The organism is Fibrobacter sp. UWT2 (assembly GCF_900142545.1).
Lineage (GTDB): Bacteria > Fibrobacterota > Fibrobacteria > Fibrobacterales > Fibrobacteraceae > Fibrobacter.
Genome location: NZ_FRBF01000011.1, coordinates 60325 through 76474 on the forward strand (window position 1 = coordinate 60325; position 16150 = coordinate 76474).

The 16150-nt window shown below is 51.7% G+C and carries 11 protein-coding genes; 9 read left to right on the forward strand and 2 right to left on the reverse strand.

What is annotated here, in order from left to right:
* Nucleotides 1-28 precede the first annotated feature (28 nt).
* Genes BUA40_RS09100 through BUA40_RS09110 form a run of 3 tightly spaced genes read left to right on the forward strand, consistent with a single transcriptional unit; the run spans nucleotide 29 to nucleotide 3908 of the window.
* The gene (locus tag BUA40_RS09100) at nucleotides 29-2140 is read left to right on the forward strand and encodes a T9SS type B sorting domain-containing protein (RefSeq protein ID WP_178299591.1); all 2112 of its coding nucleotides are present in this window, start codon (nucleotides 29-31) and stop codon (nucleotides 2138-2140) included.
* Between the two features lie 14 nt (nucleotides 2141-2154).
* Nucleotides 2155-2601: a hypothetical protein gene (locus BUA40_RS09105; RefSeq protein WP_072800333.1), complete on the forward strand. Its 447-nt coding sequence runs from the start codon at nucleotides 2155-2157 to the stop codon at nucleotides 2599-2601.
* 14 nt (nucleotides 2602-2615) lie between these two features.
* Nucleotides 2616-3908 carry a CCA tRNA nucleotidyltransferase gene (locus BUA40_RS09110; protein ID WP_072800334.1) on the forward strand — a complete coding sequence of 431 codons (1293 nt, stop codon included), beginning with the start codon at nucleotides 2616-2618 and terminating at the stop codon, nucleotides 3906-3908.
* Here BUA40_RS09110 and BUA40_RS09115 read toward each other — a convergent pair whose 3' ends face one another.
* Entirely contained in the window at nucleotides 3909-5012 is a 1104-nt protein-coding gene (locus BUA40_RS09115; RefSeq protein WP_072800335.1) for a glycosyltransferase, read from the reverse strand.
* A gap of 34 nt (nucleotides 5013-5046) precedes the next feature.
* Here BUA40_RS09115 and lpxA point away from each other — a divergent pair, with 34 nt between their 5' ends.
* A complete protein-coding gene (gene lpxA / locus BUA40_RS09120) occupies nucleotides 5047-5814 on the forward strand; it encodes an acyl-ACP--UDP-N-acetylglucosamine O-acyltransferase (RefSeq protein ID WP_072800369.1) in 768 nt (255 codons plus the stop codon).
* Nucleotides 5815-5823: 9 nt separating this feature from the next.
* On the opposite strand, the gene BUA40_RS09125 is transcribed toward lpxA, so the two are convergent.
* A complete protein-coding gene (locus BUA40_RS09125; RefSeq protein ID WP_255369266.1) occupies nucleotides 5824-6996 on the reverse strand; it encodes a glycoside hydrolase family 5 protein in 1173 nt (390 codons plus the stop codon).
* 263 nt (nucleotides 6997-7259) lie between these two features.
* On the opposite strand from BUA40_RS09125, the gene BUA40_RS09130 reads away from it, so the two are divergent.
* From BUA40_RS09130 to BUA40_RS09150, 5 genes are read left to right on the forward strand one after another with little or no spacing between them, the layout of a single operon-like run.
* Entirely contained in the window at nucleotides 7260-8003 is a 744-nt protein-coding gene (locus BUA40_RS09130) for a CIA30 family protein (RefSeq protein ID WP_255369267.1), read from the forward strand.
* 9 nt (nucleotides 8004-8012) lie between these two features.
* A complete protein-coding gene (locus tag BUA40_RS09135; protein WP_178299592.1) occupies nucleotides 8013-10622 on the forward strand; it encodes a hypothetical protein in 2610 nt (869 codons plus the stop codon).
* 15 nt (nucleotides 10623-10637) lie between these two features.
* On the forward strand, nucleotides 10638-12977 hold the full coding sequence (locus BUA40_RS09140) for a hypothetical protein (protein WP_072800338.1): 2340 nt from the start codon (nucleotides 10638-10640) through the stop codon (nucleotides 12975-12977).
* A gap of 15 nt (nucleotides 12978-12992) precedes the next feature.
* A complete protein-coding gene (locus BUA40_RS09145; protein ID WP_255369268.1) occupies nucleotides 12993-15173 on the forward strand; it encodes a hypothetical protein in 2181 nt (726 codons plus the stop codon).
* An 11-nt stretch (nucleotides 15174-15184) separates the two neighbouring features.
* A complete protein-coding gene (locus BUA40_RS09150; RefSeq protein WP_072800340.1) occupies nucleotides 15185-16150 on the forward strand; it encodes a hypothetical protein in 966 nt (321 codons plus the stop codon).

The following is a 16150-nucleotide window of genomic DNA, read 5'->3' on the forward strand; positions in this document are numbered from 1 at the left end:
GGTGAAGTTCAAATTTCTTGTTTTTTGTTTGCTGCTGTTGGCAGTTTGTGCAGGCGCTACCGATAAATGGGGGGCGTTCTCGGATCCGTTCCCTATTCGTGATGCGGCCCCTTTTGGTGAATATGGTGTGATTCTCGCTACCGATGGCGGCATCCGTTACCGCACTCCGATTGAAGAGGCTATATTCCATTCCGAGAATGGGCTAGAAACATCCCGCTTTAATGCGGTGGTCACTACGGAACTTGGAACTTATGCAATCTCTGAATACGGTTTGATTGCACAATTCCAACAGGGCGTTAAGCCTTGGACGGTTCTCAGCCGTTCTTATGTGAAAAACGGCGCCCGCACGGTACCTCATGGCTCCGTGGCTGTTGGCAACGTGTTGGTGATTGCCTTTGAAGACCGTATCGCGTTCTTTGACTTGTCAAAGAACCTGTCCATATTGACGATTGAACGAGTCGCGACCAGACCCCTTTCCATAACGCCGATTCGCGAAATGGTGGCGCATGGGGATTCCCTCTATGTTCGACTCGATGAAGGCGTTTATGTGCGTAAGATGGATTGGGCGAATGTGCCCACCGACAAACGCTTGAGTGACCCCACTTTATGGTCTCTCCTGCCGTCTGATGTTTCAGTAGAGGGCTTCGAAAAGCCGTTTACGCAAATTGTGGTGAATTCGGAAGTGTTGACTGACCCTATTCTTTTCCATGAAGACGGGTCTAGTAAGGTCAAGTGGCAAATCGAATCCAAAGAAGGAACTTACTTGATCGGGTCCGAATATATTTTCTTCCACAAAAGGGCAGACAAGAAAATTCTGGACTTGACCGAAGTTGATGGGAATACTCCTGGCGAAGTGTACGAATTGCGCGCTACACCGGTCGGCGGTGTTCTTGCTGCAACGGTGGATGGCAAGTTGAGCCATGGTAGCGTTAACGGCTGGGGTGAGCCTCAATATCTTTATGGAACCTTGGGTAACGAGTTCAATGCCTACCAGATTAGAATGAAGACTTTGTCGATCTTGCCCGATGAACGAGTGTTCTATCATATTTGGGGCTTTGTCTATCTGGTACTTTCCAATTGGGGCCCGGATATCGAATATTATTTCCGTGCGACCGATGGCTACTGCTTCGAAAACTATCTGGAAAATTACGCGGTTTCCGTCGGATCGACTCCTGCTCCTGATAATTCCGGCTTCTTGACGACCGCTGCATCGAAGAACGGGTACGGAGTCATCTATGTTACCAAAGACGGCGAAATTCACTGCGCCAACCGAGTGGGTGAACAGTGGGTGCCGGGTGTCATGTATTCGAAATTGGATGACGATGGTAATTGGCTGATTTATGTAGCGAGCAGAAACGGAAACGTTCTCGCTAGCGAGGGTGGACTGGATCTGATCAAGTTCCCTGCGCCCAAGGCCAATGGCGGTGAACTGGTGAATCCGACTCTCAAGACTTATCGCGGAATCACTCCGTCGCCCATCGACATGGTTTACGATTCCCTGAATAACCGCCTGTGGGTCGTGTCGATGTCAAACATCGCCTACCTTGATGCTGAAGAAGATACCTTGCTGATTCCTTCTTCAACAAATGGCATGCTTGGCGTAGAATTCACTTCTATCGACATGGACGTTCGCGGAAACCTGTGGGTAGGAACGTCTAACCAGGGCGTCTTCCGCTTGACTCCTAAGAAGGGCGACCCGGATGTGCTGCAGGTAGAACACTTTACTACGAAAGACGGTTTGCTCGACAACAATGTTGCCGATGTTGCCATTGATCCGGTGCTTGGTGTCGCTTGGTTTGCGCATGAAAAAGGCGTGAGCTTTTATGTCCGTAACGATCTCCGAGACGCCCGTAAGGACATGACCGATTCTGCCAAGATAGATGTCTATGCATACCCTGTTCCTTTCAGACCTGGGCTTCATGCGTTGTTTACTATTGACGGCATTGCCGACAACTCGACGGTAGCTATCTACAACCGTGGTGGCGCCTTGATAAAGTCCTTCCGCGGCAAGGATGTGCTGGGTGGAAAGGTTGAATGGGATGGCATGGACAAGTCCGGTGTCGTGGCTCCGGGAGTCTACTACTATGTGGTGAAAAGCGGCTCCAAGGTCAAGAAGGGTAAGTTCATAATCATTCATTAAAAAGCTGAGGCTTTATGAATCGTATTGCGGTGTGGTTGTTTTTGGGCGTTGTTGTTTGGCTGGCCGGTTGCGCCGGCGAACGTCAGGGTTTCGTATGCGACGAAATGGAATATCGCTTGAACACCATGACTTATTCTCCGGACCAGCGCGCTTACGCTGAAGAAGAATTGCGTGTCTGCCGCGAAGAGGAATCCAAGAAAAAGGCCGAGGGCGCGGCAACTCGCCAGAGCATTTATGACCGTTACGCGACTTCCAACGGGGGCTCAAAAAAGGAGTCTTCGGATGGGGAGTCTGCCGACAAGGATGTTTCTGTTTCCGAGGCCCTGAAGGATTCTTCGGGGGTGGAAACTACCAGTATTTATGACCGCTACAAGACTGTTGAACCTGCGCAAGAAGAAGTGTCGGCGCCTGCCGAGGCTCCGGCTGATACTTCTGCTGCGGATGCAGGAAGTTTCCAGTAAGGCGGCGATTGTAAATGGCGAAGATTCAGACACTTTCAGGAGAATGGTTTGAACCGGATTTGCCGGGGCGCCTTCTCAAAATTGCGGGCGATATCCGCGAAGCGGGTGGCCGCGCCTTTTTGGTGGGTGGCTGGGTTCGCGACGCTCTTTTAGGCAAGTCCTGCCGCGACTATGACGTCGAAGTTTATGACATGGCTCAGGATGCCTTGGTGCCGATTCTTTCGAAGTATGGCCGCACGAATTTGGTGGGCAAGGCTTTCGGCGTCATTCACCTGGCCATGAAGGGGCTGTCGCTTGATTTCTCGTTCCCGCGCACCGAAAGCAAGGTCGGCTATGGCCACCGCGGTTTTGTGGTGCATACGGACGAAAAGCTCAGCTTCAAGGAAGCCGCTCTTCGTCGTGACTTTACGATCAACGCCATGGGCATGGAACTGCCGGAGCTTACGCTCTGTGATCCTTACGGCGGAATTGACGATTTAAAGACGCATACGCTGCGCCATGTGGGCCCTGCCTTTGCAGAAGATTCTCTGCGCATTCTGCGCGGGGTGCAGTTTGCGAGCCGTTTTGGTTGCACATTGGCGCCTTCGACGGTGGAACTCTGCCGTACGCTTTCGCTTGACGACTTGTCGGTGGAACGCCTGTTCGAAGAATTCAAGAAGTGGCTCCTGAAACCGGGGAAACCTTCGCTTGGCCTTAAGGCTTTTTTGGATATCAAGCTTGACGAATATTTCCCGGAGATACACCCGTTCAAGAATTCTTGGGAAACTCTCGGAACGATTCTTGACAATATGGCGCCTCTGCGTGACAGCTCCGGTCTTCCGGAAGCGCGCGTGATGGAATTCGCTTTTGCCGCGCTCCTTTGCGGCAGTGCAGAAACAGCGCTGAAGTTCCTGGAACGTATTACCAACGAAACGCATTTGCTTAAGGTAGTTCCGCTGTTGCTGAAGGCGTATCAGGAATTGGATACGGCCATCGTGAACGATGCTCCGTCACTTCGCCGTCTTGCGGTAAAGCTCGACGGCTTGAAGCTTCTGTGTCTGCTCGTAAGATGCACCCCCGGTGAATTCTTTGCCGATTCTGCAGAAGGTGAAAACTTCGCCGAAAAATTATGGAACGCCGCCAGTGAACTGAATTTGATGGATGCAGCCCCGCGGCCTTACCTGATGGGCAAAATGCTTATGGATATGGGTGTCAAGCCGGGTAAGCAAATGGGCGAAATCATCAAGAAGAGTTTCGAGTTGCAGCTTGACGACAAAATCAACAACGCCGAAGAAGCTGTCGCCTGGGCAAAATCCTGCCTGTCGTAATTATTTCCACCGGAACATGCCCGTAATGCCAGCGGGCACAGCAAAGACAATCATCGGAACCTGAATGATTTCGGTGGGCAAGAACGCAAGCATCTTGCGCTTTGCATGCAGCTTCCAAGAAGCGATCATCAGGAATACAAAGTCCACCAGAATCTTGGGCAGAATGCTGAAAACGCACCACTGCCACGGGCAATCCAAAAAGAGCACGCACCAGGGGCTAATGAACATCCAGATGTAGTAGGTGTAAATCAGCGTGAGCATCAGGATGTACGCCTTGCTTTCGTAGTTGGTGCCGTTGCTGCTCCAGCGGGCGCGCTGGTTAAAGAGCTGCTTCCAGGTATGCACCGGGGCGGTTTCAATCACGGCATCCTTGTCCAGGTTATAGCAGACTTTAGTGCCCGGGATTTTCATCATCTTGTGGATGAGCATGTCGTCATCGCCGCTCGAAAGGTTCACCAGATCGCCGAATCCGCCCACGGCAAAGAACAGGTCCTTCTTGTAGGCGAGGCAGGCGGCGCTTGCCACGATCGGGTGACCCCAGCTGAAACCGGCGGCTTCCATAGCGGTGTAGCCGAGTGTTTCCAGTTTCTGGTACAGGTGCGGCATCGTGCGGCTACCGTTATTTTGCTTCGGGCCTTGTACAATGCAAATGCCGTCGGTGAATCGGCCGGCCATGGCGGTAATCCAGCTCTTGCGAGGGATGCAGTCGGCGTCCATGGTCAAAAGCACTTCGTACTTTGCAATCTTAAAGGCGCTTTCCAGGGCGCGCTTCTTGGGGCTTGCAATCTGCGGCAAATCCGGCGAGAGGCTGAGCACCCTGAATTTCGGATGCGTGGCTGCAAACTTTTCGAGAATTTCGCGGGTGGAATCTGTCGAGCGGTCGTCCACGCAAATCACTTCCCATTCGCCTACGTAATCTTGTTCAGCGAGGGCTTCCAACGTGCGCTGCGCGAATTCTTCTTCGTTGCGCATGGGCACGACGACGGTGACGCTCGGGGTGGCCTTGGGACCTCTGTATCGATGCGTACGAATAACTCCTATTATGAAAAATAGGAACAACAATACGTACAGCGCAGTAAGGCATGCAATGATAATACCACCCATGTCTAGAAATTTAGAAAAAACTATCTTTGGTGCCATGATTCATCCTTCCGCATTTGTTCACCCGCAAGCCAAAGTTCACGATTCTGCCGTTATTGGCCCGTGGTGTTTGGTAGATGCCGGTGCCGAAATCGCCGAAGGAGTCCTTTTGGAGTCCCGCGTGCATGTCTATGGCGGGGTTTCTGTCGGGAAAAATACCCATGTTTACGATGGAGCCATTCTGGGAGGCCCTCCGCAGGATTTGAAGTATGCGGGCGAGCCGACTCGACTCGAAATTGGCGAAAATTGCATAATTCGCGAATATTGCACGCTTAACCGTGGCACGGTACAGGGCGGCTGCTGCACCCATGTGGCAAACAAGGTGCTTGTGATGGCCTATTCGCATATCGCCCATGACTGCGATATCCGTGAGGGTGTCGTCATCGCGAACAGCTGCCAGCTCGGCGGCCATGTGCGCATCGGCGAATATGCGACTATTGGCGGCGTTACCGCCATTCAGCAGCGCAATCAGGTCGGCGCCTACGCTTTTGTGGGTGGCACCCACAAGGTGGATCGCGATGTTCCCCCGTGTGCCAAGGCATCGGGGAATCCCATCCGCTACGGCGCCTTGAACCTGCACGCCTTGCGCCTGCATCCCGAAAAATTCCCCGAAGAACGTGTCCAAAATTTGCAGCGCGCTTACCGCGAACTTTATCGCAGCGGTCGCCCTGTAGCCGAAGTCATCGAAGAACTGAAAAAAGGCCCGGAACCTCTGTTCCAAGCCTTTTTCGACGAGCATTGGGGCGGCACGCTTGTGCGCCCATAGAAAGTTTAATTAAAGTCCGAATGCGGCGGGGAATCCTTCGTACCATTCGATGTTTTCATCCATGGCGTTGTGGTGTGCGGCTTCGAAACCGCCGACGCTCGTAAATCCCCAGTAGTTCCAAGACATGCCGTAGGTTTCTGCAGCCTTGATCGAGAGCGATGCCCATTGGGCCTTCATCTTGGCTGAGGGGAGCGATTCTCCGTCTTTACAGGTGTTCTTGTTTGCGTATTCCGTTCCACCAGAAATGCCAAATTCACCCATGTTCAAAGGAATGCTGTTCACGCCGTCTACGTCGGGGTAAAGAGCCTTGGCCTGCTTCGCGTACAAATCGAGGTCGGTGAATGCCGTATTGTTGTATGCGGCGTCGCCCTTGCAGCTGTAGCTATGTCCCTGGTGGCTGAATCCGTAAGGTTCATAATAGTGGCCGGAATAGATGATATTTCCGTCGGCGGGTAGGTGCAAAATGTTCAAGTCTTCAAATTTGGCTGAATGGTAAGATTCGAACATGATAGTTTTACCCGGGGCTGCCGCACGAATGACCTGGTAAGCCTCGTTCATCAGGTTGTCTACGCGTTCGGCGTTAGGAATGGTGGGCTCGTTCAAGATTTCGAGTACAACCATGTCATCGGGGAATTCGGGGGCGTTAAATTCGCTTGCGACCTGTGCCCACATGCCGAGGAAGTGGGCTTTTTCTGCTTCGTAAGCGGTGGAATCGTAGGTGCAACCCTGTCCGCCGCCACCTGCGCAGTTCAGCTGTACATAGTGGTGGAAATTCACAATGACTACAAGTCCTTGGGCGAGGGCCAACTGGACATCTTCTTTAACACCGGCGAGTCTTTTGGGGTCTACAGTGTGATTGTCGTAGTCGGAATTTCTCTGCCAGCGTACAGGAATACGCACGGAATTGAAACCGGCTTTTTTGATAAACGGAAAGTCGTAATCGCGAATGGGGTTGCCCCAGCTGCTATCAAGCCTGTTGCCATCGGAATCCCAGGAGTTGCCAAGGTTGATGCCCTTGCCGATACGGGCGTTCATGGCGCGGCCAAGGCTATAGTCAACAGGGACGATAACGCGAGTTTCTTTTTTTGTCGTGTCGGATTCCTTGGGGGTGACCGTTGCTGCAGTGTGCGGATTGCCTTCGCTAGAACATGCGCCAAGCATGAAGCCTAGCGCAATTGCCAAAGGTAAAAAAGAACGTAAATGGATCATGGTCTCCTCACAGAATGAGTAGTGGTTTGTTAATTACAAATTTACACTTTTTTGGTGCGTAAGGAAAGCTTTAATAAAAAATTATGTTTACCTTTGAAAACGCCAAAATCGCATAAAATCAAGGGTTTTCGGGGTGATATGTTCCTAATTGCCACGTGTTTTGTTTTTGATGCCCTCTGAGTGCTCAAAAAACAAGTTATATTGTAGTGGTCCGTATCTGGAGATTTTTAGATATTATGAACGTAAAACCGCATAAAGCAAGTTGGGCGTGCGCCTTGGGCGTTCTCCTTTTAGCGTCTTTCTCTTTTGCTGGTTATGGTTTTAGCGATTACCGCGACCGCGACCAGTCCCGTTTTGTCACTAAGCAAGCGAAGCCTTTTAGGCCCGACAAAGATGTCGTGTCTGTTGTGATGCGCGAAGCTATTCCGCGTGGTGGTGGATATACCTACCAGTACCCCCGTGAAAACCCCGAACCGGTACTTACGGACAAGTATGCCATGGAAGGCGCTCTTTCCATGGAAATTGAACTTATCGCCAGCGACTATTCCGGTGTGGCTATTTGTATTGCCGGTTCTGTCGACCTGACTCCGTACTTTGAAGAAGGCGTCCTCGAGTTCTGGATCAAGGGTGCCCAGGGTGGCGAAAACGCCTTGTTCGTGTTGGTGGACGACGGTGTGAAGAGCGGTGGCGAATCCTTGCAGGTGAAGCTCCGTTCCAAGAGCCTCGGTGAAATCACCACCGAATGGAAACACTTCAGTATTCCCCTCAAGCTGTTCGGTACGACCGGTGTGTACTGGGATGCCAAGAACACCCGCGAAGTTATGCTGCCCTTCAGCTGGGCAAACTTCAAGGGCTTCCGTCTTGAAGTCCGTAAAGATGAAAACGAGTCCTTCAAGGTCTGGATTGACGATATCGTGATCAAGAAGCATGGCAAGGCTTACGAAGGTCCGATGAACTATCCGTTCCGCAACGAGATTTAAGAGGATTTTATGCGCAAATTACCTACACTATTTACGACTCTGCTTTGCTGCACGTCTTTGGCCCTTGCTCAGATGGACGAAGATGTGTCCTCTGAAGAATTCGAAGAATCTGCTCCGGCCGTAGAAGAATCTGCTCCCGAGGCTCCCGAAGCCCCCGCTGAGGAATCTGCCGAAGAAGCTTCTGAACCTGAAGAATCTGTTGCAGAAGCCACTGAAGCCGAACCGGCAGCCGAGGAAAGCTCTTATGAAGAACCCGCTCCTGTAGAAGAAACGGTTGCGGAAGCCCCTGTCGAAGAAGAACCGGCCGCTCCCGCCGTGGACCGTTCCAAGACTGCCGAAACGGTTCCTTACCAGCCGCTGGTGGTGAACGCTTCCTCGAAGCTTGACCCCAAGGTTCAGATTGCTAACGTGGAAGAAGGCCTGGATACGCTTTCCAACAACATGGAATCTACCCTCATGGGCAAGGACGATCTTCCCCTGGCAGTTTCCGGTTACTTGGCCTTCCGCTTGAAGAACTTCCACTATTCCGAACCGAGCCCCTGGGCCCGTAACGACCTGGCTCGTACGTCTGTGGACGCTGTGCTCAACATGAACATCGTGGCCATGCCGAACTCCTACATGACCCTGTGGACGAACATGAGCTTCCCGTTCGCCCTCTCCGGTACGTACTCCAACTACTTGGGTAGCCAGCCGACGCAGGTGCCGACCAAGGACCAGCGCGTGATGTACGACCACTCTACGGACTTCTACTCTGCAACCATCAACGAAGAAATGAACTTCGGTGTGGATATTCGCGCGGGTGTCTTTGGCGCCTACGTGACTGCAGGTGGTGTGATTTGGGCAAACGCTTCTCCGTTGACCATGTGGGAACGTGAAACCAACCCGCGCTTTGCTTGGCAGTACGAACTGTTCGAAGATGAAAAGACTGTTTCTACCTACTATAAGGAAAAGGTGTTCAAGCCGGTTAAGGAAGGTGGCCGTGCATTCTGGACCAACCGTAGCTTCGGTGGTGTGTTTGCCAACTTCTACCAGCTCCCGTTCGACATGAAGGCTCAGTTCCTCGTGTCCCAGCCGGCTGATGCCGATATCGGTACCCGCGACGGTCTGCGTATGTACGGTGGCCAGCCGGGTGAACTTGAAATGTCCGGTGGTTACGACTTCCGCGGCTCCATTTATCATGCACGTCTCGCCAAGGAAAAGATTGCCGATAACCTCACGCTCGGCGTGAACTACATGGGCGTCATTTTCGATAACGATATCGTTTACGAAGGCGAATACTTGACTCAGATGAAGTACTTCACCAACACTTGCTCTGATCCTGCCGACCCGAGCATCCAGGTGCCTTGTCCGCCGATTCTGAACAACCATGTGGCATCTATTGACATCAGAGGTAACGTGACCCCGAAGCTCTACTTGATGGCTGATGTGGGTATGAGCATGACTGATTCGGTCAAGTTCATCCGTACCACCGATGCCGCCGACTATAAGGCAACGAGCTCTATTACCGGTTATCTCCCGGACTCTTATGAATCCAAGATGAACACCCCGCAGGTGGGTGTGTATGTCAAGGCTCAGTCCAAGTATCTTGAAGGCTGGCCCATGACGGTGGAAGCAGTCTTCCTCCCGAAGGATTTCTACTCTCCGTATTCTTTGAGCAACCCGTCTCGCTTCAACAGCTGGCGTAAGGATGAAGCCTACTTGAACGGCGGTTCCATGCGTTACAGCCCGAACATGACTGGTGTCAACTTCAAGTTGGAACCGACCTTCAACCGTGGCTACTTCGATTTCCAGTACGGCTTGCATCGCCAGATCGAAGAAGGCCAGGACGTGATCTTCTTCAACTACCGCTTGAACGGTCGTAACATGTGGGAATCCACCAATTCCTGGACCAAGCACAAGCCGCTCTTTATTGCTGACTCCGGTAACGCTGATAACGCTGGCTATATTGCCCGCACCGGTATCTACAGCAACTCTGAAAAGGGTGTCAAGCAGTACCGTCAGCAGGGTGGCCTTTACGGTGGAACCTGGGAACTCTGGGAATCCTTCGTTGCTTACGACGATGCTGAACAGGCCAAGAAGGCTGAACAGACTGGCGAAGCTCCGTCTCACGTCAAGTGGTCTTCTTACATGTCCTTCATGGGTGGCTACGATATCGGCGGCTGGTTCGGTACGGACCGCACGATTATGATGACTGGCTACGCAGCACTTTCGGGTATTTCTACGACGATCGCTCCGATCGCTTACAGCGAATCTCAGAAGGACATGCTCCTGTGGAGCTTCTACGGTCAGTTTGAGCCTTCTGTCGCCGTGACCCCGACCTTCCACATGGTGGGTGTCCTCGGTCTCGAAACCTTCCGTTCCGACCGTGCTTACACCTCTGTCGGTTACAAGGCCGCTCTTAAGGGCTCGAGCCTCATGAACCAGGTGAACTACTTCTACTACAAGAAGGCTCCTATCAACTACCTGGAAACCGCACTTGGTGTCGGCTTCGACTGGGACTTTGCTGACCGCGTCGGCCTGCATGTGCGTTACAAATGGATGACTCATTCCGACGAAACGATTTCTACGAATGACTGGCATTCCCACTACATTTCAGCCGAAGCTAAGGCTTGGTTCTAATAGGGGGTGCTGAACATGAAAAAGACTATGAATATGAAAAAGACTTTTGCCGCTATCCTCGCTGCCTCTATGGCCGCTTCTGCAGCCTCGGTTGTAGAAAATCAGGAATTGATTGAGAGCAAGGTTGATTCCGCTAACGCAAAGCGTGGCGTTGAAATCACCGGTAGCATTAGGGCAGTAGCCCAGACGTCCAGATTCAGTACCGATAACGATCCGACGGGCCTCAACCACATGCCGAATGTGGAAAAGGACGAATTCGTTACGGCCGACTTGAACTTTGGTTTCCGCCCCTGGGAAAACGTTCGCGCCAACGCAACTCTCCGTCTTGAAGCCGGTATGCAGGAATACTTTGCCTCTGCCGCCAAGTCGATTTCTGTGGCATGGATCAATGCCGAAGGCAACCTTGGCAACAACTTCTACTGGGTCGTGGGTGACTTCCGCCAGGAATACTCTCCGCTGACCTTGTTCTTGCCGAGCCTCGACATCATGTACGAACCGCAGATTTTCGCTCGCAAGCGTTACATGGCCGAACATGAACAGTTCCTCGAAGGCAATCAGCGCAACTTGCAGGGTGCAAACCTCCAGTTCCGTGCCGATCTGGGTTCTGCTCTCGGTGAAGTTCGTGCAGAAGGTTTGTTCGCACGAATCAACCGCACGGCTGTGATTGACCTTTCCGGTGCCGAAGGCAACATCTTGCCTAACGATGCCGTCTGGGGTGCTTCCCAGTCTGCCAATATGGACAAGTTCGTTGCAGCCGGTAACTTTGAAATGTTGCCGCTCAATCGTTCCTTGTACTTGGGCGTGACGCCGATGTACATCTTCGATAACGAAGACAGTTACACCTACGCTTATCGTCATCCGAAGAACGACGTGAACGCTCCTTACGACACGGTTTCGATCAACCCCTTCGAACCCAACCCGCAGGAAACCTTCATCGTCAGTGGCCGTATCGGTGCCGATGTTGCTTCCCTCATGAACAACAAGAACTTGATTCTTGACGTGACGGGCGAATTCGCAATGTCTAACGACAAGGTCTACTATCCGGACTCTGCTCTGGCTTATGAAAAGAACGCCGACGGTTCTCCGGTCCTGGTCGACGAAAATGGTGATGAAATTGAAGATCCGGCAACCTTTACTGGCGTGCCGATGATCGCTTACAAGAGAAACGACGATGATGAACTCTATGTGGACTCTGCAGGATTCCATAACGAAAAGGAAACCGGCATCGCTCTCTTGGTGAACGCCAATTTGGGTTACAAGACGGACCTCTGGGGTGCTCGCCTTGCCGTTGACTTCATTATGAACGACAGCGCTTGGTTCAACAACCTCGCCCAGTCTCCGAGATTCTTCGCCCAGCGCGTCCAGAACTCCGATAAGGATGGTCAGACGGTCAAGTATGGCGTGAACTCTCCGCTGTATTCTTCTTTTGACGCTCTTTATAACTTCACTCCCAAGTTCAGCCCGGTGGCGACGACACTCAACACCAATGACGACGCTTTCAAGGGTAGCGAAGTTAACAGCTACAACATCGCAAACTACAACAAGAATTCTTGGACCACGAACGTCTATACTCGCAATCAGCTGGCTCTGATGGAATACCTCTTGGATCCGGCTCTGCAGATGGCTCTCCCGTACGGTCTCGCTACGGCAAACCGCGTGGGTGCCCGCGTGAACCTGGTGGCTAACTTCAAGGAATTCGTTGAAGTCCAGGGTCTCTTCAGCATGTTCAACCAGGTCAAGGGTCAGTCCTTCACGCATTACAATGTCGTGAACGATGTCGCGGTTCCTGAAGTGCTGACTTACAAAGCTGCCCAGTATACGGAATTCGGCGGTGGCGCAAAGATCGACATCTTCAAGATGCTCGGTTTCAGCAAACCTCTCGAAATTTCCGGTTCCTACAAGCATTCCGAACGCACCATGGATACCGATGGTTGGGCTGCTTTGGGCAAGGCTGACAAGAAGACTTCTCTCAAGTCCGACTTCATTAACGCTGGCCTCTACGTGCAGTACCTGCCGCGCCTCGGCTTTAATGCTGGTTTCCAGATGATTAATACCGAATACGAAAACATCGACAACAACCCCTACTCTGCAATCGCTCCTTTGATGAAGGGCGAACAGATGCAGTGGATGGTCGGTCTCGACTACAACATCGCTCCTGACGCATGGCTTGCGATTAACTTCGGTATGATCAATGTCTCGAATGAATACAACACCATGAATCTTGTTCAGCAGGGTTCTTCCGACGGTGCTGTGAACATTCCGGACTACTATGATGTTACAAAGGACGTCTCTGGAGTGTTCAAGAGTGAATTCTCTCAGATGGTTCTTGAAGCCTCCATTAACGTGGAATTTTAATGGGAGGGTATGAAAATGATGCTTACTAAGAAAATTGCTCTTACCTCTGCCATCTTGTTCTCTGCGGCAACGGCTTTTGCTGAAGGCGAAAGTGTCGAAGCCCAGCAGACTTCGCTTTTGCAGAAACTTGATTCCTTGAGCGCATCTGTTTTGGGTCTCAAGTTTAATGGAACGATCAAGGCCGGTGGACTTACTTCCATGGCCAAGTCCGATCAGTTTAGCGACAAGTCTCCGACGCAAGAAAACCAGGCTTACACTGACGCTAACTTGGTGCTCACGGGTCATCCGAGTGCTGAAACTCAGGCTACCATCCAGCTCCGTTTGCATAAGGACTGGCAGAGTGCCTTTGACGAAAACAACAATCCCGTCATTGGTCACTGGTTCAGCTACGATGGTAAAATCCTGAACAAGCACTTGGATTTCAACTTGGGTTATATGCGTGTTGGCTATACGCCTTACACTCTTTACACCCCGCAGCAGAAGCTGCTCCAGGAACCTGAAATCTTTGCAGAAAAGCGTGTTGAAGCTTTGGCCCAGCGCAATCTGGATACCACGAGCCGTCGCTTGATGCAGGGTCTTAACGCAGACTTCCATAGCGGAGCTGTGGGTCCCTTGAGCGACATTCACGCCCAGGTCACTGGTGCTCGCATGCGTGATGCTGCCAAGAAGACCGACCAGGTGTTCTTTGACTTTGACTGGACCGACCGCTACTTCTACGGCCTGCGTCTCGGTGCCGATGCCTTTGGCGCTCACTTGGGTGTGAACTACACCGACGTGTTCGACCGTATCAAGGGCCGTCGCGCTCGTAAGACCGCTACTACCGACACGGTGTATTACGAAGACAACTCCGTGCTTTCTATCGAAGCAGGTTTCGATTCCAAGGAACTTCTTAAGGATCTGCCGGTCAGCTTCGGTTTGAACGGCGAATTCGGTATGACTTCGTTGGAAAATTCTCGTGACTATGTGGTGAGCGAGAATGTGCAGTACTATGAATTGAACGAATTCATGGTTGTTTTGGATCCGGCTTTGACGAACCGTCGCGATACTTCTTTCATCTATGTCAAGGTGAATGAAAAGTCCGATGTGAAGGACGTATCCGAAGACTTGGGCACTATCGATGGCACTGGTTTCTATGTTGAACCTTATGTAAACATCGACATGGCCGGTATCGAAGGTTCCCTTAAGGTGATGTACTTGCAGAACGACGAAAAGTTCTGGAGCGAAATGGCTTCTAGCCCGGTTTATCGTGGCGGTGCTACGGTGTTGAACGCTAACGCCTTGTTCAGCGACAATGCCGGTTACGAAGACCTGATCGACGGCTTCGGCATGTCTAGCCTCGAAAACATGTACATGACGGTGTACAACTCCAATCCGCTTTATGCCGGCAACTTGATGACGTCCAATTCCAAGAACGCCCTCACGGATCAGGCTGAATCGGGTAACATGTATTACCGCTTGTACAACAACTACAAGAACGCCCACTTCTACCGCAACGGCTACAATGCCGATGTCAAGAAGGCTCGCGAAATTCAGGCGGAACTCCTCTATCTGGATCCGGCAAACGATATGGCTCTCCCGTTCGGTGTTGCTACTGGCGACCGCAAGGGCTTGAACGTGAACCTGGACCTCTCTTGGAATGGCGCTGTTGAACTGAACGCTCTCTTTGGCATGATTTCGACGGTGAACTCCGATATCGAAGAAATCAAGTTCACTCGCTATGCTGCTGGCCTTGGCGTTGATTTCGGTCGCCTCTTCGGACTGGATCGCAAGATCAAGCTCCAGGGCTCTTATGACCATGCCGAAGAAGACAAGGGCTACCAGCGTAAGAACGACCGCATCATGGCGGGCGCAAACATCGACGTGATTGGCCCGGTGTCCCTCTTGGCCGGCTACCAGATGTCGACTCGTGAATTCGGCGTTCCGCTGTTTGTTTCTAATCTCGCTTCTGTCACTAAGGCCGAAGAATCGATGCTTCTTGTGGGTCCGAAGGTCAAGATTGCTCCGCATTCCTACCTGTCGGTACAGTACGGACTCCTCACGGACAAGATTTCCTTCAATTCGGCTAGCGCGATGCTCGACGAAACCGGCGCCCCTGTTCTGGATCCTCTGACCGGCGAAGCCGCTGTCCAGATGACTCCTGCAGAACTGGCGATTGACAAGAGTGTAATTATTGCCGATGTGACGGTGAATTTCTAAGAGGTATTGCAATGAAAAACTTTAAAATCTTATTCTCGATTGCTGTTGCCTCGGCTTTTGTAGGCTGCTCCTCTATGTCTGTTGACGAAGCTGAAGCTCTGGAAGGAAACCTTCCGGCGGACTTCGATGTCAACGAATATATAGAACTCCATCCGGAATTGAAGCGCATTCAGATTAAGGACTTTATCTCTATCCATAATTCGAATGCCGAAGCCGCAGCTCGTAGCGCAGGTATTTATACGGAATTCAAAGCAGCCAAGACTGCTGACGAAACTGCTTTTGAACAGGATACTGCTACGATCCATAAAATCGTGACGACCTATGCCGGCTATTCCGATGACGACTGGAATCTCACTCTGCAGGGCTCCAGTAAGGATTCGATTATTTATGAAACTACTACGGATACCCTTGCTGTTGGTGTAAAGTCCAAGACCGAAGCAGATGCCAAGTTTGCCAAGGTCTGGTTCTGCCCTGATAGCGCCAATGGTGGTTCCATTACTTTGGATGCCGATGCTGCCATTTCTGCAGTAAGTGCCTTTGCTGATTCTACTTGCACGGGAACTGCTACAGATTATGCCGCTGCCGACTACGAATTCAACACTAAGACCGATAAGCCTGCTGAAGCGGGCTTGAAGATCCGTGAAAACAAGGACTCTGTCGGTGTGGTTCCGGTTCCTGTCGAAGGCATGGTGAACCCGAGCCTCGTGAAGGCCGCAAAGGAGTATAACTTTGTCGATGCCCTGAACGATTGGGAATTGATTGCCACCATTCCGCTGGATCTGTTTGCCATTAGCTACCAGTATTCTGTTTATGGACAGGATCATGGCTGGGCCTACAGACGCTGCAAGGAAGGTGACAACCTCGGCCAAAAGCTTTACGAACTTGATCCGGTTACAGCCACGTACATTGCGACGGCTGAATATCCGATGACCAAGCTCTATTGCGACGATAACGGCGAACCCCGCGAACTTAATTAG